Source organism: Saccharothrix sp. CB00851 (genome assembly GCF_001905065.1).
In the GTDB taxonomy this organism is placed as follows: Bacteria; Actinomycetota; Actinomycetes; order Mycobacteriales; family Pseudonocardiaceae; genus Actinosynnema.
Genome location: NZ_LWLC01000027.1, coordinates 95554 through 113945, shown reverse-complemented (window position 1 = coordinate 113945; position 18392 = coordinate 95554). Strand labels below are relative to the sequence as shown.

Sequence of the window (18392 nt, the reverse complement as noted above, 5' to 3'; positions counted from 1 at the left end):
CGAGTAGGGAGAACCCTGGGATGAACCTGGTCGACGTGCTGCGTGCCGGAGCCGACGCCGGAGGGTGGCTGGACCACCCGGCCTACGAGATCGACGGCGCCATGCTGACGCACGCCGACGTGTACGACGGTGCGGGCCGCGTCGCCGGTGGCCTGGTCGGCGCGGGCGTGCGGCCCGGTGACCGGGTCGCGCTCGTGCTGGACGACGGTCCGGACTTCGTCCTGAGCTTCCTGGGCGCCGCGCACGCCGGCGCGGTGGCCGTCCCGATCAACCCCCGGCTGCACACCGACGAACTGCACCAGGTGCTGCGTGCCGCCGCACCGGCACTCGTCGTGGTCAAACCCGGCTTCGCGGTCGAGGGGTTCCAGGTGACCACGTTCGCCGAACTCGAAGCCACCCAGGCCGTCCCCGTGACGCCGCGCACCGCGGACGACCAGGTGTATGCCACGTTCACCTCGGGCACCACCGGCGTGCCCCGACTGGTGCCGCAGCTGCACGGCGACCCGATCATCCACCACCGGTCGTTCGCCGTGCCCGCGCTGGAACTCGGACCGGACGACGTCGTGCACTCGGTGTCGAAGATGTACTTCGCCTACGGCCTGAGCAACTCCCTGTTCTTCCCGCTGCTCAGCGGCAGCCGCGTCGTGCTGAACCCACAGGCGCCCCTGGTGGACGACGTGCTGGCGATCGTGGACAAGTACAACGTCACCGCGCTGTTCGCCGTGCCGACGTTCTACAGCAGGCTCATCGCCCAGCCCGGCAGCGAACGGCTGGCCAACCTCCGCATCGCCGCCACCGGGGGCGAAGTCCTCTCCCCCGCGCTGGAGGAGCGCCTGATGGAGGTCCTCGGCGACCGCCTGCTCAACGGCATCGGCACCACCGAAGTCGGCCAGGCGTTCACCCACAACACCCGCGCCGCACGCCGTTCCGGCACCGCCGGCCGTCCGCTGCCGCCCTACGAAGTGCGCATCGTGGACGACCACGGCGACCTCGTCGAACCGGACGTCATCGGCCGCCTTCAGGTCCGCGGCCCCACGATCACCCTCGGCGTCGACGAGAACGGCAAGGCCCTGCGCACCACCGACTGGTACGCCACCGGCGACCTGGCCTCGGTCGACCCCGACGGCTACGTGCGCGTGACCGGCCGGCTGGACGACATCGAGAACGTCGGCGGCATCAAAGTCCACCCGCTGGAAGTCGAACACCTCCTGGCCAGTCACCCACTGGTCCGCGAGGCCGCCGTCTGCGCCGTCACCAACGCCGACCAGTCGGTCCAACTCCGGGCCTACGTCGTGCGCACCGACGGCCCACTCGAAGACGACGACCTGGCCACCGCCCTGACCACCCTGACCCGCCAACACCTGACCGCGTACAAGGTGCCGCGCAGAATCGTCTTCGTACCGTCCTTGCCGCGCACCGGATCGGGCAAACTACGCCGCCACGTCGTCCGAACCTGGAAACCCTGACCCGAAGCCGACGCCATAACCACACCGCCGCCACCGACTAATACCCGACCCGCACGAAACCCGAGCACCAAAAACCGCTCCCCCATTCCTCACCCACCCCCGCTCCACACCTGCCGCCCTCACATCACCCTGCGACAGACGTCGACATCCCATCAACCACCCCAGCGACGCCCAAAAGTGTCATCGACACATTCCGTAAACCCACATCACCCAACCCGGACCGGTCCCACGCCCACCCGGACCCCAGGACCGGCCCCAGCCCGACCACAGCACCCCACTACCGCGGATCAGGACGCTGCGCCTCCATGCTCGCCGCCCGCGCAACAAGCGCACTGGCCGCCGCATGCGCCCTGTCCAACCCGACAGCCAGCAGCGTAGCCCGGATAACCGAGACCGGAACGCGGTTCCTCAGCGCCAGCGAAGTGCGCTCAGTCTCGATGTCGAGCCGAGTCGCAACATCCGCCGGAAGCATCACCGGCACCAGATCCGTCACGTCGTCATAGATCAGAGGAGGAACTTCATTAGTCACCGCGCCAGCGTCGCCGGTCAGATCAACAAATACCAGTGCCCAATAGGCTGACGATGCAGCACCCCACGACCGAGTGTCCCAACCTCACACCTCCTCCACCCCCAACACCGCACCTCAACCTCCCCCCAACCACCATCAACCCAACCCCCACGGGTCCCACCACCTCCCGATCTCCACCCTCCCACCACCACCCCCACCGACCACCAACCCAACACCACCTCCCTGACCAGCCCAAACCGCCTCCAGACCCCCCGATTTGGACCACGGAAGACGATCATGTAATCTATGCGCACACCACGGCGAGAGCCGAGTCCGGGTGGCGGAATGGCAGACGCGCTAGCTTGAGGTGCTAGTCCCCGCAAGGGGGTGGGGGTTCAAGTCCCCCCTCGGACACCAAAACGGCTGAGATCTCAGCCGCCGAAGTCCACGCAGAGTCACAAGTTGACCACTCTGCGTGGACTTCTTTGCGTCTGTGGCGGGATCTCGGCCTCTGCGACTCTCAAAAGAGGGCTAGATGATCTTACCAACGGTGTTGACGGTGCGGCAGTTACCACGGTTGCGGCTGAAATCCCAGCAGGCTGAATCGGCGGTGCTGTCATGAAAGAACGCGCTGTTCCCTTGTTCGTCCCACCGGCCGTGCGCCCGAAGATGGCGCCGCAGCCGCAGCACTTTCCGGCACTTCCTCGACGTTGTGAGGACACCGACCTGCGGTTGGCGATCACGCGCGTCGATCACTCGGGTCGCGTCGGCGACCGGTGGCTGATCGACGCACTCGGATGGCAGCCCGGTGATCGCCACGAGGTGGTGGTGACGCCTGATGGTGCGGTCGTATCGGTCGACCCAGAAGGTTCATACCGCATCGACAAGCGCCGCCACGTGTTCTTGCCCGCTGCTGTCCGGCAGGGGTTGGGCGTGGCCACGAACGACCGTGTGGTCCTGGTTGCCCGCCTTGAGATCGCCACGCTGACCATCCACGCGACCTCAACGATCGCCGACCTGATCCTGCAGCACTACGTCACCCAGGAGGCATCCCGTGGCTGGTGACTTCGACAAGGCGGAGCTGGTACGTCGTCTCCTCTCCGAGCTGGGCGTCACGTTGTCGGATCTGTCCGCAAGGGCGGTCCCCACCGTTGCCGAGTACATGCCGCAGGTACGGGCGGCGGCATCGAACTGGCAGCTGAAGGCATACCAGGCGCACTGGCGACGAGCAGAGGTCAACCTCTGTCGCCGACGGGTGAATGCTGACCCAGTACGGGCGGGCGAAAATGGACCCACTCCCTGACAGTGGGGAGTGATCAACGTGGAGGACTGGGCGGAGATCCGCCGGTTGCACCGGGCCGAGGGCATGCCGATCAGGGCGATCGCCCGCAGGCTCGGTCTCGGCCGGAACACCGTGCGTCGGGCGTTGGCGGCGCAGGGCCCGCCGCGGTACCGGCGGCCGGTGAAGGGCTCGATCGTGGACGCGGTCGAGCCGCGGATCCGGGAGTTGCTCGCGGACTGGCCGACGATGCCGGTGCCGGTGATCGCGGAACGGATCGGCTGGCGGCACGGCATGACGGTGCTCAAGGACCGGGTCCGGGAGTTGCGGCCGTTGTTCACGCCGCCGGACCCGGCCTCGCGGACCAGTTACGAGCCGGGTGAGTTGGCGCAGTGCGACCTGTGGTTCCCGCCGGTCGACGTTCCGCTCGGGTTCGGGCAGTCGGGTCGTCCGCCGGTGTTGGTCATGGTGTCGGCCTACTCGCGGGTGTTCACCGCGCGGATGATCCCGTCCCGGCGGTCGGCGGACCTGTTGGCCGGGCAGTGGGCGTTGCTGAGCGGGTTCGGGCGGGCCCCGAGGGCGCTGGTCTGGGACAACGAGTCCGCGGTCGGGCAGTGGCGGGGTGGTCGGCCGGTGTTGACCGAGGCGATGAACGCCTTCCGGGGGACGTTGGGCATCGCCGTGATCCAGTGCCGCCCTGCCGATCCGGAGGCGAAAGGCCTGGTCGAAAGAGCGAACGGCTATCTGGAGACCTCGTTCCTGCCGGGGCGGGGATTCGTCGACCCCGCCGACTTCAACGCGCAGTTGGTCGAGTGGCTGGTGCGGGCCAACAGCCGGCGGCACCGGAGCCTGGGGTGCCGGCCGGTGGACCGGTGGGAGGCCGACCGGGCCGCCATGGTCGAGTTGCCGCCGGTGGCCCCGGCGGTCGGGTGGAGGTCGAGCGTCCGGCTGCCGCGTGACCACTACGTCCGGCTGGACTCCAACGACTACTCGGTGCATCCCGACGTGATCGGCCGCCGGGTCGAGGTCGTCGCGGACCTCGAACGGGTGACCGTCACCTGCCAGGGCCGCCTCGTCGCCGCGCACCAGCGGTGCTGGGCCGATCACCAGAGCCTCACCGACCCCGACCACGCGGCCGCCGCGGCCGGGCTTCGGGCGGCCCGTCGACGGGCCGCCGTCCGCCCGGTCGACACCGCGGTCGAGCACCGCGCCCTGACCGACTACGACCGGGCTCTCGGCATCGACGACGCCAACGCGGGTCAGGGGGTGGCGTGATGGCCGCCAAAGCCACCGGCGCCGCCGCGACCGGGCGCGACACGGCCTCCGAGATCGCCTATCTGACCAGGGCGTTGAAGGCACCCTCGCTGGCCGACGCGGTCGACAGGTTGGCGGATCGGGCACGGACGGAGGGCTGGACGCACGAGGAGTTCCTGGCCGCGTGTCTGCAACGCGAGGTCGCCGCCCGTGAGTCCCACGGCGGTGAGGGTCGGGTGCGTGCCGCCCGGTTCCCGTCACGCAAGTCGTTGGAGGAGTTCGACTTCGATCATCAACGCTCGTTGAAACGCGACACGATCACGCACCTGGGAACCCTGGACTTCATCACCGCCCGGGAGAATGTCGTCTTCCTCGGGCCGCCCGGCACCGGCAAGACGCACCTGTCGATCGGGCTGGGGATTCGGGCCTGCCAGGCCGGGCACCGGGTCGCGTTCGCCACCGCGGCGCAGTGGGTCGCAAGGTTGGCCGACTCCCATCACGCCGGACGACTCCAGGAGGAACTGGTCAAACTCGGTCGCGTCCCGTTGCTGGTCGTGGACGAGGTCGGCTACATCCCGTTCGAGGCCGAGGCCGCCAACCTGTTCTTCCAACTGGTCTCGTCCCGCTACGAGCGGGCGAGCCTGATCGTCACCAGCAACAAGCCCTTCGGCCGGTGGGGCGAGGTCTTCGGCGACGACGTCGTCGCCGCGGCCATGATCGACCGGCTGGTCCACCACGCCGAGGTCATCTCGATCAAGGGCGACAGCTACCGGCTCAAGGACCGCGACCTCGGCCGCGTCCCCGCGGCCAGGACCAACGACTGAAGATCGACAAGGAGTGGGGTGGGTCCATTTTCAGACGGCGCTGCTGGGTCCACATTCGAGCGCCGTTGACAGACGCGTGTGGTAGCCCGGAGGGAGGTCGGTGGGATGACACGCACCCCGGGACCACGACGCAACAGGACATCCCCGACGCAACGAGACCGAGACGGAACGAGCGGGAGGTCATCCTGCTGATCTGCCCGTCCGGCGAGGACGCTTTCAAGCTTTCAANCCGGCTCAAGGACCGCGACCTCGGCCGCGTCCCCGCGGCCAGGACCAACGACTGAAGATCGACAAGGAGTGGGGTGGGTCCATTTTCAGACGGCGCTGCTGGGTCCACATTCGAGCGCCGTTGACAGACGCGTGTGGTAGCCCGGAGGGAGGTCGGTGGGATGACACGCACCCCGGGACCACGACGCAACAGGACATCCCCGACGCAACGAGACCGAGACGGAACGAGCGGGAGGTCATCCTGCTGATCTGCCCGTCCGGCGAGGACGCTTTCAAGCTTTCAAGCTTTCAAGCTCCGAGCTATCGAGCTATCGAGCTATCGAGCCTTCACACCCTCAGGCGACTACGGCGGGCTCGGGCAGGGGGAACAGACCGAGGAAGCGCTCGACGCGCTCCCGGTTGCCGGTGAGCTTGATGTCCCCCTGCTCGATCGCCTCCGACAGCCCGCGCCCGCTCCAGATCAGCGCGTTGAGCGTCACCGGGTCGGTCTCGATGACGGCCTGCGGGTGGTCCAGGTCGCCACGCATGATCCAGATCCGGTCCGCCGAGAGCTGCACCCGGAACGAGTCCTCGCCCAGGCGCAGCACCAGGTCGGCGGTGAAGCCGTCGGCGCGGCTGGGGTCGAACAGCGTCTTCAGCGCGAGCATCAGCGAGTCCACGCTGATCGCGGCGTCGTGCCGCAGTGACGGCGACCGGCCGCCCCAGCGCCCGAGCGAGGTGATGACGGGCTCCAGCTCCTGCCCCCACTCCGTCAGCTCGTACACCCAGGCAGCGGCGGGCGGCGGCAGCTTGCGGCGCCGGACCACGCCGAACTCCTCCAGCTCGCGCAGCCGGTGCGACAGCACGTTGGGGCTCGCCCCCGGCATGCCGGTCCGCAGGTCGGTGAACCGCTTCGGTCCGAACAGCAGCTCGCGCACGATCAACAACGCCCAGCGCTCCCCCACCAAGTCGAGGGCGTGAGCGGTCGCGCACCCGTCGTCGTACTTGCGCTTGGTCGCCATGACCCCACTCTACCAGCGGAAGTCCTCTGTACGCCGTCTATGGTTGTGTTTTAGGACTAGATGCTAGTACCGTTCTACCGAACGAGTTGTTTTCAGGACCGACCAGTCCTAGGAGAGCGGATGTCCAGTCAACGGAGCGACCAGCCATCACCGACGCCGGACTCGGTCGAACCGCCGGATCCGCGCCGCTGGAAAGCGCTGGCCCTGCTCGGCACGGCGTTCTTCATGGTCATCCTGGACGCGACGATCGTCCTCACGGCGATCCCGTCCATCCAGGAGGACCTGAACTTCGACGTCGCCGGCGTGCAGTGGGTGCTCACCGGCTACGTGATCACCTTCGGCGGCCTCATGCTGTTCTTCGGCCGGGTCGCCGACCTCATGGGACGCCGAGGGGTCTTCCTCGCCGGCACGGCCTTGTTCGTGGTCTCGTCGCTGCTGTGCGGCGTCGCGTGGGCCCCCTGGGTGCTCATCGCCGCCCGCGTGGTCCAGGGCATCTCGGCCGCGATCATGGCTCCCACGGCGCTGTCGATCGTCGTGTCCGTCTTCCGCGACCCCGCCGAGCGCAACCAGGCGCTGGGCGTGTGGGGTGCGCTGGGCGGCATCGGCGCCACGGCGGGCCTGCTGCTGGGCGGCGTCATCACCTCCGGCATCAGCTGGGAGTGGATCTTCTTCATCAACGTCCCGGTCGGCATCGCGATCTTCCTGCTCGTGCCGGCCCTGATCAGCGAGTCCAAGGAGCGGGTCGCGGTCCGCAAGTTCGACGTGGCCGGCGCCATCACCGTCACCGCCGCGCTCGTGCTGATGATCTACGCGATCATCAACGCGCCCGAGGTCGGCTGGGGCAGCACCGGCACCATCGTCCAACTGGTCGCCGCGGCCGTGCTGATGGTGCTGTTCATCGTCATCGAGTCCCGCTCGGCGGCGCCGCTGGTGCCGCTGCGGATCTTCAAGCTGCGCACCCTCACCGCGGGTAACCTGACGATCTTCGCGGTCGGCCTCACCGTCGACGGCATGCTGTTCCCGCTGACGCTCTACGTCCAGGACGTGCTGGACTACTCGGCGCTGCAGTTCGGCCTCACCAGCGCCGTCATGACCGTGATGTCCATCGTCGGCGCGTTCGCGGGCCAGGCGGCGGTCACCAAGCTCGGCCTGCGCCCGATCGGCGTGCCCGCGCTGCTGCTGATCGCGGTCGGCACCGGTCTGCTGATCACCGTGTCGGCCAACGGCACCTTCTGGGGTGACCTGTTCTGGGGTCTGCTGATCTTCGGCCCCGGTATGGGCGCGGCGTTCGTCGCGTCGCAGATCGCCGCCCTCGACGGTGTCGCCGAAGAGGAGTCCGGCCTGGCCGCGGGCCTGGTGGACACCTCGTTCAACATCGGCAGCGCCCTGGGCATCGCGATCGTCACCTCGGTCGCCCTGTCCGTCTCGAAGGGCTTCGCGACCGACGACCCCAAGATCGCCCTCACCGAAGGCCTGCAGTCCGCGTTCCTGGTCGCCACGGTGTTCGCGGTGCTGGGCCTGCTCGCCGCGTTCCTGCTCCCCGGGAAGACCCCCGACCCGGCGGGAGCGGACGCGGGCGCGGAGGCGGCGTTGGCGTCCAAGAAGGACTGACGTCCGCCGCCCGGAGTCGCGCGGGTGGACCGGGGCACGGCCCACCCGCGCGGCTCGCCGTCAGATCACCATCGAGAGGAACGACATGAGCACGCACGTGATCCAGTACACCGCCAAGAGCACGGAGACGGCCGACGAGAACCAGGAGCTGGTCGAGCGGATCTTCACCGAGCTCAACGCCCAGGACCCGGGCGGCATGCGGTACGCCACCTTCCGGCTCGCGGACGGCGTGACCTTCGTGCACGTCGTCATCCACGAGACCGACGACAACCCGCTGGACGACATCGCCGCGTTCGCCGACTTCCAGAAGGGCTTCGGTGACCGCGTCGGCGGCCCGCCGTCGTTCAGCGACGCGACGCTCGTCGGTTCCTACCGGTTCGCCGGGTAGCAGGGGCCGAGCGCGGACGTCGGCCCGCCTCGGCACGCGCCGGGTGAGGCGGGCCGACCGTTCCGCACCACCGCCCGGGCCACCCGGGCGTCATCGCAAGACCGTCCTCACCCTGGGCAGGTGTACCCGTGGCGAGCAAGCGCAAGTACGAGGAGAGTTGTGCGGCCGCCCACGCGCTCGACCTCGTCGGCGAGCGGTGGGCGCTGCTGGTGGTCCGCGAGCTGTTGTTCGGTCCCAAGAGGTTCACCGACCTGCGCAGCGGGATACCGGGCGCGAGCCCGGACGTGCTGTCGCAGCGCCTGCGGCAGTTGGAGAACTCCGGTGTGGTCCGGCGTCGCAGGCTGCCGCGGCCCGCGTCGACGCGGGTCTACGACCTGACCGCCTGGGGCCGCGAGCTGGAACCGGTGATCGTCGGGTTCGGCCGGTGGGGCGGGCGGTCGCCCGTGCTCGACCGGCACGCCGCCATCGGCGCCGATGCCGTGATGCTCGCGTTCAAGAGCCTGTTCGAGCCGCGGCTGGCCGCCGGGTTCGCCGTCGACGCGTTCCTGCGGGTCGGTGGCGACGGGTTCCGGGTCGCGGTGTCCGACGGCGCCATCGACGTGGACCGGGGCGACGCCGCGGGCGCGGACGCGGTGGTCGTGACCGATCCCGGGTCGCTGCACGAAGTCGTGTGGGGCGCCCGGCGGCTGGAAGACGCCGAAGCGGCGGGCGAGATCGCCGTGCGGGGTGACCGCGACGGGTTCGTGCGGCTGCTCGCCGTGCTGGTCCCACCCGAACCAGCCGTGGTCGACAACAGGGAAGACGACAACCGGGAAGACACCGTCCCCGTCGCGTAACGGCGCTCGCCGCCACGGCCGCCTATCGCGTTTGACAGGAGTGCCAAGGTGGTTGTCGTGGAGCGAAACGACAGTGCCGCGAACACGATCCTCCGCCTCGCCGGCCTGGCCACACCGATGGCGCTCCGGGTCGCGGTGACCCTGGGCCTGCCGGACCGCCTGCTCGGCGACGGCGCGACCACCGAGGACCTCGCGGTCGAGCTGGACGTCGACCCGGTCGCGCTCGGCCTCCTGCTGAACCACCTCACGACGCTCGACATCGTCGAGCGCACCCCCACCGGTTACCGGACGACGGCGTTCGGTGAGCACCTCCGCGCCGACGCCGACAACCGCCTGACCGACCTGCTGCACCTGGACACCGCCGGCGGTCGCGCCGAGCTTGCCCACGTCGACCTCGTCCACAGCGTCCGCACCGGGCAGGCGGCCTACCCGCGCCGCTACGGCCGTGACTTCTACACCGACCTGGACGACCAGCCGCACCTGCGCGAGTCGTTCGACCGGCAGATGGCCCGCCGGTTCCGCGACCAGGTCCCGCGGATCGTCGCGGGCGTCGACTGGTCCCGCTTCGCCACGATCGTGGACGTGGGCGGTGGCGCGGGCGGCCTGCTCGTCGCGATCCTGACCGCCCACCCGGACGTGCACGGCCACCTGGTCGACCTCGACCGGACCGCCGCCGAGGCCCGCCGCACGTTCAGCGCCCACGGCCTCGACGGGCGGGCGCGGGTCACGGCGGGGAGCTTCTTCGACCCGCTCCCGGCCGGGGCGGACGCCTACCTGCTGGTCGACGTCCTCCACAACTGGGACGACGAACACGCGCACCGCATCCTGGGCCGGTGCGCGGAGGCCGCGCGGCCGGACGGGCGGATCCTGGTCGTCGAAGGGGTCGGCGGCCTGCGGGCCGACAGCGAGAGCGACCTGGCCATGCTGGTGATCTTCGGTGGCCGGGAGCGCCACCTCGAGGAGTTCCGCGTGCTCGGCGCGGCGCACGACCTGGGTCTCGACTCCGTCACCGAGCTGACCGATCACCGCTGCCTGCTCGAGTTCCAGCTCGCCGGAGGCCGCTGAACACGTCACTCGATCGTGTGACAAAGCGGTTCTCGCAGGCGAGCGGCCGGGGTGGACCGCTTGACAGCCCGCGAACGGAGTCGCCAACCTCGACCACGGCGGCGACCGGGGGGAAGTCGCCGCCGATCGCTTTTCGACGTGATATCGGGGGGAATCATGTCGGTGACCGCTCGCACCGCGGGTGCGGAGCAGCGCGGAGTCGGGAACCTGGTCGAACGACTGGAAGGCCTCGCCCGCGACGGGGGTTGGCTGGACCGGCCCGCCTACCACGTCGGCGCCGAGAGCTACCGGTTCGCCGACGTCTACGAGGGCGCGGGCCGGGCCGCCGCCGCGTACACCGCGCGCGGACTCGGCGCGGGCAGCCGGATCGCGTTGCTCCTGCCGGACGGGATCGACCTGGTGTGGGCGTTCCTCGGCGCCCTGCGGATCGGCGCGGTCGCCGTGCCGGTGAACTCGACCATGCACCCGGACGAGGTGCGCCGCGCGATCCGGATCGCCGAGCCGGACGCCGTCGTGGCCGAAGAGGACCCGGGCGGTCCGGCGGTCGCCGTGATCGCGCCCGAGGACCTGCGGGCGGACGGTGTCGTGCCGTACGCGCCGACCACGCCCGACACCCCGGCGTACGCGGTGTTCACGTCCGGCACCACGGGTGACCCGAAGCTGTGCTTCCACACCCACGGCGACCCGGGCGTGTACGAGCGGGCAATCGGGTCGGTCGTCGGCATCACGCCGGACGACGTCACGTTCTCGGTGTCGCGGATGTACTTCGCCTACGGGCTGGGCAACTCGCTGTTCTTCCCGCTGCACGGTGGCGGCACGACGGTGCTGTCACCGGAACGCGCCACCGAGGACGATGCGCTGCGGATCATCGAGGACCACGGCGTGACGGTGTTCTACGGCCAGCCGAGCTTCTACGCCCGGCTGGTGCGCCACCCCGACCACGGGCTGCTGTCCGGGCTGCGGCTGGCGCTGGTCGCCGGCGAGGTGCTGCCGGACGTGTTGGAGTCACGGCTGCGGCGGGTGCTCGGCGAGCGGCTGCTGAACATCTTCGGCACCACGGAGATCGGGCACGCAGTGGTGGCCAACGCGACCGGCCACCACCGTGATCACACGATCGGGCGGGTCCTGCCGCCGTACCGGCTGCGGATCGTGGACGGGGCGGGGGCTGAGGTGCCACCGGGCGTGCCGGGTGCGCTGGAGGTGGCAGGCCCGTCGATCGCGCCGGGCGTCGCACGGGGTGGCGATCCGCCGTCGCGTGCCGGGGATTCCTGGTACGCCACCGGTGACGCGGCCACCGTGGACGAGGACGGGTACGTGCGGCTGCACGGCCGGTTGGACGACGTGGAGATCGTCGGCGGCCAGAACGTGCACCCGGCGGAGACCGAGGACTTCCTGATGCGGCACCCCGACGTGCGCGAGGCGGCGGTGTGCTCGGCGCGGCGCGAGACCGGTGTCACGACCCTGCGCGCCTTCGTGGCGCTGGCCGACCACGCGTCGCCGGACAAGGTGCGCGCCGAACTGCTGGCGGGCGCGCACGCGGCCCTGACCTGGTACAAGGTGCCGGACGACGTGGTGTTCGTGGCCGAGTTGCCCCGCACGCCGACCGGGAAGCTGCGCCGGCGTGAGCTGCGCGCGCTGGCAGGGGGGTGAACCGGTGGCACAGGTCCGGGTCGGGCAGGTCGGTGTGAACGGGAAGGCCGCGGCGGCGGTCGTGGTCACCATGGTGCTGTGGGCGTCGGCGTTCGTCGGCATCCGGTACGCGGGGCAGCACTTCGAGCCGGGGTCGCTGGCGCTGGGCCGGTTGCTGGTCGGTGCGATCGCGCTCGGCGCCGTCGCCGCGGTGCGCGGTGTCGGCGTGCCGCCGAGGGCGGCCTGGCCGGGGATCATCGGCTCCGGGGTGTTCTGGTTCGCGTTGTACATGGTGGCGCTGAACTGGGGTGAGCGGCACGCGGACGCCGGGACGGCGGCGCTGATCGTCGGTGTCGGCCCGATCCTGGTGGCGTTCCTGGCCGGGTGGCTGCTCCGCGAGGGCTTCCCGGCCCGGCTGCTGGCGGGGTTGGCGATCGCGTTCGCGGGCGTCGCGGCGGCCGGGCTCGGCGACGGTGGCGGCGGCTCGACGACCCGGGGTGTGCTGCTCTGCCTCGTCGCGGCGGCCGGGTACGCGGTCGGGGTGGTGGCGCAGAAGCCGGCGCTGCGGCACGCGTCCGCCCTGCAGGCGACGACGTACGGCTGCATCGTCGGCGCGATCGTGTGCCTGCCGTTCGGCGGTCAGCTCCTCGGCGACCTGCGCGACGCGCCGGCGAGCGCGACGGTGTCGGTGGTGTACCTGGGGTTGCTGCCGACCGCGCTGGCGTTCTACACGTGGGCGTACGCGCTCTCCCACATGACCACGGGCAAGCTCGGCGCCACGACGTACCTGGTGCCCGCGATCGTCGTGCTGCTGTCGTGGGCGCTGCTGGACGAGGTGCCGGATCTGGTGGCGTTGGCGGGCGGCGCGCTGTGCCTGGTCGGTGTCGCCGTGTCACGCGGCACACCGCGCCCCGCCGTCCCGGCGTCGAGGTGAACGTCACTCAGCGGGCGCCGTGCCGACCCCGATCAACGTGGTGGCGTCGAGTTCGCCGATACCCCCGTCGCGCAACGAGGACAGGTACAGCTCGCGAACGGTGTCGACGGTCTCCGGCGCGAGCTCGGCCAGGGCACCCCGGAAACCGGACCCGAGGACCACCAGCCAGGCGACCTCCGGCGTCATGGTGAGCCGGAGCTCGTTGACCTTCACCTCCACTTCGGACAGACCGAGCCCGGTCAGCCACTCGGCGTACGGCTCCGCCTGGTTGATCTCGTCGATCAGGTGCGGCGCCCGCTCCGGTGCGGGCTCGGTGGCGGTGGCCTCGGCGACCGCCAGCCTCAGGTGCCGACCGGCGGCGACCATCGAGTCACCCCGCCAGATGGTGAAGGCGACCCGCCCACCCGGCCGCGCCATGCCGATCGAGCTTTCCGTGCCGGCGGTCATGTCGGGGAAGAAGAAGATGCCCAGCGCCGACACGACCACGTCGTAGCCGCGACCGTCCCAAGCGGTGACGTCGGCCTGGTGCGCGTGCAGCTGCGGCAGCCCGGCCGCGTTCCCGCGCAACTCCTCGACCATCGGACCCGAGATGTCGACGGCGTCCACGACACCGTCCGGCCCGACCAGCCGTGCGGCGGGCACGGCCGAAGCGCCGGTGCCGCAACAGGCGTCGAGCACGCGGTCACCGGCCCCCGGCCCCGCGGCCGCCACCGTCGCCTCACCGATCGGGCTCCACAGGTAGCGGCCCAGCGCGGTGAAGTCCGTCGCGGCGGCGTCGAACGCCCGCCGGGTTTACTCGTTTCGCGATCCACTCGACATGGCCGCACGATAACCGCTGCCGCCGGAGATCGCGGCCTGACGCCAATCAGTCCCTTGGCCGAGGCCGGCTCTCATCGACCGGGACTTCGAAACGCCGCGCTAGATCCGGCCGGTCGTCGACACCAGCCTCACGACCTCGTGCGGTGGCCGTGCGGACGCGCGCCGCTCCGCCTCCCGGTAACCGTCGCCGTAGACCGGGTCCGGGTTGGACGACAGCCGGTCCAGGTAGTACCGGGCCAGTCGGCCGCCGCGGTGGCGCAGCCACCAGCTCGCGACCAGTTCGCAGAGCCCTTCCTCCTCACGGGCGCCCCGGATGCCCGCACCGGGGCAGAGCGCGAGCCAGGCGTGGCCCATCTCGTGCGCGAGCACCTGGCCGAACTGCGTGGCGGGCATCCCGGACACCACCAGCAGGCGCGTCACCTGGCTCGTCCCCCCCGCTGTGCACGACGCTGGTCAAGCCGTGCACGGACGTGCCGGCGAGCTGTCCGAGGTGGTCGGGGGAGGTCAGTTCGACCCGGACCCGGTTCGGCAGCCGGATGCCGTAGGAGTGCAGCAGGGGTCGGACCAGGCTCACCACCGCACCGACGTCGGACTGCCGGTCCACGGCCCAGGCCGAGCAGCGCCCGCACCTGGTCCTGCCGTCGTCCAGCACGGTCCGGGCGCGCACGCCGGAGCCGCCCGTGGCCGCCGAGCAGCTCCAACACCGGGCACCGCGGGAACACGCGTGGCACATCGACTCCCCGAAGTGGTCCACCGCCCACGAGAAGCCCACTCCGTTACCGCACACGACACACACGTCGCCGGCGTTCACGGCTAAGCTCGCCTGATGAGAGCGGACGTGGTACTCGCCCGCTGCCGCCAGGGGTCCGCGCTGTACAGGCTCAGGGTGGAGCAGCACCCCGACTCCTGGTACGCGAACTGGGCCTTCGCGATCGACGAGGCCAAGGCCCGTGGCGAGCGGTACGACGCCACCACCATCGACGGCGGCCTGCGGATCGGTGAGGGATTCCCCGGTTGTCCCCGGTGCACCGCCGACTCCTTCGTCCAGTGCGGCTCGTGCGGTCGCCTGAGCTGCTGGGTGTCCGGTTCCTACTGGCACTGCCAGTGGTCGCCGTGCACGTCGTCCGGGAACCCCAGCGGGGCGATCCGCACGTTCAGCGCGCACGGCGACCACTGACTACTGCTCGATCACCGCGCTGACGGCGTTGAACTCGATCTGCGAGCCCGGCACCAGCGCGACCGACCGCCCCGGCGCGACGGGGGTCGCGACCTGCGAACCGGGTGGCGTCACGAACCACGGCAGCGTGCTCAGGTTCTTCAACCCGTACCTGTCCTGCTCGGGGTGCTTCGCGACCTCGGCCAGCGGCGGATCGGTCAGCACCACGTCACCGCGCCGGTTCACGTGGTGGGCGTACAACTTGGTGTCGCGGTCCAGCACGACGGTCCGCCGGCCGTCGATGACGAGCTTCATGGGCACCTGCATGGGCTTCCGGCAACCCCAGCAGGTCGCCGCGCGCCTGGTGGCGCAGTAGAAGTTCTCCCGCTTGCAGTGCGGGCACGCGAAGATCGCGTCCAACGTCGCCGAGATCGCCGCCTCCCACTCGCCGAACGTCGGGCGGCGCGCCGGATCCGCCAGCCCGGCGGTGAACACCTTCGTGAAGATGTCCCGGACGGCCTGCGGGTAGAGGTCCCAGAAGATCCGCGCGTTCACGTGCACGCCGGGTATGGGGCGGTTGCTCGCGTCGTGCGGGTCGAAGATGAACACCGGCTGGGTGCCGTAGATCCGGCGCATCGCGGCCGCGTCGAACACGTGGATGCGCGACTCGGCCTCGCCCTGCAGCGGGTGGTCGTTCATCAGCAGCAGGAAGAGCAGGACCGCCATCGAGAAGCTGTCGGTCAGCGCGGACGGCTTCTTCTCGTTGCGCACGATCTCCGGTGCCATGAACCGGGGTGTGCCGAGCACCCTGGGCGCGGTGCGCGAGGAACCGACGTTGTCGTTGTCGCAGATCAGGATGTCACCGGTGCGGGGTTCGACGAACAGGTTCCCGTCGGAGATGTCGCAGTAGAACAAGCCCTTGGCCTGCAACGCCTTGAACGCCGACACGGTGTGCCCGGCGGCCTGCACCAGCTGCCGGAACCTCATCGGGACCTTGCGCCCGAGCACTCGCGTCAGGCCGACGTAGTCCGGCGGCCGCAACGGCATCACGTACCCGAACTCGCCGTCCTTGAACACGATGTCCTCGGGCCAGAGGAACTTCGCCGACGGTGCGTGCTCGTTCACCAGGTAGGTGATGTTCCGGCGCAGCTCGTCGGTCTGGAACGGCGGCAGGTACCACTTGATCGCGACGACCCGGCCGTCCGGGGTCCGCCCCTCCCGGACCTCGCCCTGACCGCCCGCGCCGAGCACGTCCCCGACCGTGATCGGCGTACCGGACTCGCTGTCGAGCCGCTCACCGGCCTTGATCATCGCCGGTCACGCCCCTTCCCGTGTTCGTCTGCGCGGACTCGTCCGGCGCCACGTCCGCTTCGGCGAGGTCGGTGTCGACCCGCGTGCGGGCGAGCCCGGTGGTGGGGTTGTGGATGCTCACGCCGGGCCGGTCCTCGGGCACCTGCTCGAGGTCTTCGGAGGCCGGCTCCGCGATCTCCGCGGGCGGCGAGGCGGCCTCGCGCTCCGCGGACTCCGCCGCCACGTCCACGGCACCCGTCGATTCGGGGAGCACCTGCACCGAGGCCGGTGGAGCCTCGTCGCGGTGGTCGGTCGGCACCTCGCCCGCCCAGGCCAGCGCGACGCTCATGTCGTCCCCGCTGCCCCTGCGCGAGATCTCGGGCAGCCAGCGTTCCAGGTCGTCGACGAACACCGACCTGCCCCGCCCGTCGCGCGTCGGCCCGCCCGCCGCCCTGGCGCGCTCCGCGACGTCCTGGCAGAACTGGAAGAACCCCCGTTCCTCGCGGTAGGAGTTCACCACCCCGTCGGTCGTCAGCACGATCGCGGACGGCACGTGACCGTGGTCGAGCGGGATCGTGCCGACCCGGATGCCGTCCGGCGCGTTGTCGTCGCACAGCGACGGGGTCATGTTGCCGATCGCCTCCGGTGGCGGCGGCACCAGGTAGCTCGCCTGGCCGCCGACGATCTTCACCAGCGCACCGTCGCCGAGTTGGACCCAGTGGAGTGAATCGGGGCCCACGATCACGCCCAGCACCGTCGTGCCGTACGCCTTCGCCTGCCAGCTCCCGAGCTTCGGCAGGTCCCACCGCGGGTCGTCGGGCAGGGGCAGCGGGCCCAGCTCCGCGGGCGTCGGCGCCGTCCACTGCCCCGCGTACTGCGCGAACCCGCGCAGCTGCCAGAACAGCTGCTCGGTCTGGGCGAGCCCGTTGTGCTCGGCGAACTTGGTGACGAACCGGATGATCCCGCGTTCACCGCCCTGCCTGCCCGGCAGCACCGGTGGCTCGGCCACGAGGTCGGCGTGCACCATCGCCCGCCACGTCGGGACGACGTGACTGGTCTCCTGCTCCCACAAGGCGTGCAGGTCACCCGGGTCGACGCTCTCCCGCGCGGCGCGCACGCGCTCGTGGAAGGCGAGGAACACCTCCCTCATGGTCTGCACGGCCAGCTGCGCGCCGCGATCGCTGCGGAAGTGGCGCTCCGAGCCGTGGCCGTCCGCGACGACGACGAACGCCCACTTGCCGTCGTCGAGCACCCGGCTGTCGCTGTAGTCCTGGCAGCTGATCCCGTCGCGGACGTGGGAGGCGCCCAACGCCGAGTGGTGGGCGGCCCGCCAGTTCCGCTGCTGTCTTCTCCCCCTGCCCTTCAGGGCGTCGACCACCTGGTTCACGACGTTCACCAGACGAGGTCCTCGGCCGAGGTGGTGGGCGGTGGCGGAGGCGGCGGCGGTGTGCCGAGGAACTGCGTGCCCACCGGCTGGCTCGCGGGCGAGGAGGCCGACTTGAGCACGGTCGTGGACGCGTACTTGATGAACTGGACGAGGTCGCGGGGGTTGCGCGCGGTCAGCGGTTCGATCTCGGGGTGCGCGATGAACTGGCGCAGCACGTCGAGGTCCGCGTCCGGGCCGATCCCGATCGCGATGCGGATGGCCCGCTTGCCCCACGGCTGGTCCATCAGCGCGCGCAGCCCGCTGTCGATGTCGTCGGTGGGCTGGCCGTCCGACACCAGCACGATCACCGGTGGCAGGCCGCGCTCGGGCATGTTGTCCACGGACAGCTCCGCGGCCATGGCCTTCATCGCGGCGCCCATGTCGGTGATGCCGCTGACCGAGACGTCGGCCCAGCTGAAATCGGCGAGCGGCACGGGTCGCGGCGTCATCCAGCGGTAGCCGGTGCTGAACGTCATCGCGCGGACCTCGACCGCGGCGTGCGGGTTCTCGTCGGCGGAGGCGACCATCTCCGGCAGGGTTTCGCGGATGGCGTGGTTGAGCTGGCCGATCTTCTGGCCGGCCATGGAGCCCGACACGTCGAGCATCCAGAAGAAGCGGAGCGGTCGGTGGGAGATGGCCCCACCGGGCAGATCGGAAGTCACGGGGAACTCCTGTCCG

General features: G+C 70.5%; 18 protein-coding genes and 1 tRNA gene. 12 read left to right on the top strand and 7 right to left on the bottom strand.

What is annotated here, in order from left to right; genetic code table 11:
* Positions 1 to 20: 20 nt before the first annotated feature.
* Complete coding sequence (locus A6A25_RS25675) at positions 21 to 1466, top strand: class I adenylate-forming enzyme family protein (protein WP_073894126.1); 1446 nt, start codon at positions 21 to 23, stop codon at positions 1464 to 1466.
* Positions 1467 to 1743: 277 nt separating this feature from the next.
* Here A6A25_RS25675 and A6A25_RS25670 read toward each other — a convergent pair whose 3' ends face one another.
* Positions 1744 to 1995: a hypothetical protein gene (locus A6A25_RS25670; RefSeq protein WP_143193406.1), complete on the bottom strand. Its 252-nt coding sequence runs from the start codon at positions 1993 to 1995 to the stop codon at positions 1744 to 1746.
* A 310-nt stretch (positions 1996 to 2305) separates the two neighbouring features.
* On the opposite strand from A6A25_RS25670, the gene A6A25_RS25665 reads away from it, so the two are divergent.
* From A6A25_RS25665 to istB, 4 genes are all read left to right on the top strand, one after another.
* A tRNA-Leu gene (locus A6A25_RS25665) sits at positions 2306 to 2391 on the top strand.
* Positions 2392 to 2592: 201 nt separating this feature from the next.
* Positions 2593 to 3039, top strand: a complete 447-nt coding sequence (locus A6A25_RS25660; protein WP_143193405.1) for a hypothetical protein — start codon at positions 2593 to 2595, stop codon at positions 3037 to 3039.
* 247 nt (positions 3040 to 3286) lie between these two features.
* The gene (istA, locus tag A6A25_RS25655) at positions 3287 to 4528 is read left to right on the top strand and encodes an IS21 family transposase (RefSeq protein ID WP_073894117.1); all 1242 of its coding nucleotides are present in this window, start codon (positions 3287 to 3289) and stop codon (positions 4526 to 4528) included.
* The gene (gene istB / locus A6A25_RS25650; RefSeq protein ID WP_073894114.1) at positions 4528 to 5331 is read left to right on the top strand and encodes an IS21-like element helper ATPase IstB; all 804 of its coding nucleotides are present in this window, start codon (positions 4528 to 4530) and stop codon (positions 5329 to 5331) included. Before istA ends, istB begins: the two co-directional genes overlap by 1 nt.
* Positions 5332 to 5894: 563 nt before the next feature.
* On the opposite strand, the gene A6A25_RS25645 is transcribed toward istB, so the two are convergent.
* On the bottom strand, positions 5895 to 6560 hold the full coding sequence (locus A6A25_RS25645) for a winged helix-turn-helix transcriptional regulator (RefSeq protein WP_073894111.1): 666 nt from the start codon (positions 6558 to 6560) through the stop codon (positions 5895 to 5897).
* A gap of 120 nt (positions 6561 to 6680) precedes the next feature.
* Here A6A25_RS25645 and A6A25_RS25640 point away from each other — a divergent pair, with 120 nt between their 5' ends.
* The 6 genes from A6A25_RS25640 to A6A25_RS25615 all read left to right on the top strand — a co-directional run bounded on the left by A6A25_RS25640 (position 6681) and on the right by A6A25_RS25615 (position 13023).
* The gene (locus A6A25_RS25640) at positions 6681 to 8171 is read left to right on the top strand and encodes an MFS transporter (protein WP_083668663.1); all 1491 of its coding nucleotides are present in this window, start codon (positions 6681 to 6683) and stop codon (positions 8169 to 8171) included.
* 85 nt (positions 8172 to 8256) lie between these two features.
* Positions 8257 to 8559 (top strand): hypothetical protein, encoded by a 303-nt coding sequence (locus A6A25_RS25635; protein ID WP_198932858.1) that lies wholly within the window; start codon positions 8257 to 8259, stop codon positions 8557 to 8559.
* A 128-nt stretch (positions 8560 to 8687) separates the two neighbouring features.
* The gene (locus tag A6A25_RS25630; protein WP_073894109.1) at positions 8688 to 9395 is read left to right on the top strand and encodes a winged helix-turn-helix transcriptional regulator; all 708 of its coding nucleotides are present in this window, start codon (positions 8688 to 8690) and stop codon (positions 9393 to 9395) included.
* A 57-nt stretch (positions 9396 to 9452) separates the two neighbouring features.
* Positions 9453 to 10460: a methyltransferase gene (locus A6A25_RS25625; RefSeq protein ID WP_241828910.1), complete on the top strand. Its 1008-nt coding sequence runs from the start codon at positions 9453 to 9455 to the stop codon at positions 10458 to 10460.
* 162 nt (positions 10461 to 10622) lie between these two features.
* Entirely contained in the window at positions 10623 to 12110 is a 1488-nt protein-coding gene (locus tag A6A25_RS25620; protein WP_241828909.1) for a class I adenylate-forming enzyme family protein, read from the top strand.
* Between the two features lie 4 nt (positions 12111 to 12114).
* Positions 12115 to 13023 (top strand): DMT family transporter, encoded by a 909-nt coding sequence (locus A6A25_RS25615; RefSeq protein ID WP_073894290.1) that lies wholly within the window; start codon positions 12115 to 12117, stop codon positions 13021 to 13023.
* A gap of 3 nt (positions 13024 to 13026) precedes the next feature.
* On the opposite strand, the gene A6A25_RS25610 is transcribed toward A6A25_RS25615, so the two are convergent.
* Together A6A25_RS25610 and A6A25_RS25605 are read right to left on the bottom strand one after the other, a co-directional pair.
* Positions 13027 to 13734 (bottom strand): class I SAM-dependent methyltransferase, encoded by a 708-nt coding sequence (locus A6A25_RS25610; RefSeq protein WP_241828908.1) that lies wholly within the window; start codon positions 13732 to 13734, stop codon positions 13027 to 13029.
* Positions 13735 to 13941: 207 nt separating this feature from the next.
* Positions 13942 to 14262 carry a protein DA1 gene (locus tag A6A25_RS25605; RefSeq protein ID WP_073894100.1) on the bottom strand — a complete coding sequence of 107 codons (321 nt, stop codon included), beginning with the start codon at positions 14260 to 14262 and terminating at the stop codon, positions 13942 to 13944.
* Between the two features lie 406 nt (positions 14263 to 14668).
* Here A6A25_RS25605 and A6A25_RS25600 point away from each other — a divergent pair, with 406 nt between their 5' ends.
* Complete coding sequence (locus tag A6A25_RS25600; RefSeq protein WP_143193403.1) at positions 14669 to 15019, top strand: hypothetical protein; 351 nt, start codon at positions 14669 to 14671, stop codon at positions 15017 to 15019.
* Here the strand turns inward: A6A25_RS25600 and A6A25_RS25595 are convergent, their stop codons facing one another.
* The 3 genes from A6A25_RS25595 to A6A25_RS25585 are packed head-to-tail and all read right to left on the bottom strand — an operon-like array spanning position 15020 to position 18376.
* The gene (locus tag A6A25_RS25595) at positions 15020 to 16309 is read right to left on the bottom strand and encodes a protein kinase domain-containing protein (protein ID WP_073894094.1); all 1290 of its coding nucleotides are present in this window, start codon (positions 16307 to 16309) and stop codon (positions 15020 to 15022) included. It lies immediately after the preceding gene.
* Positions 16293 to 17684, bottom strand: a complete 1392-nt coding sequence (locus A6A25_RS25590; RefSeq protein ID WP_073894091.1) for a protein phosphatase 2C domain-containing protein — start codon at positions 17682 to 17684, stop codon at positions 16293 to 16295. Before A6A25_RS25590 ends, A6A25_RS25595 begins: the two co-directional genes overlap by 17 nt.
* Positions 17681 to 18376 (bottom strand): vWA domain-containing protein, encoded by a 696-nt coding sequence (locus tag A6A25_RS25585; RefSeq protein WP_073894088.1) that lies wholly within the window; start codon positions 18374 to 18376, stop codon positions 17681 to 17683. Before A6A25_RS25585 ends, A6A25_RS25590 begins: the two co-directional genes overlap by 4 nt.
* Positions 18377 to 18392 lie beyond the last annotated feature (16 nt).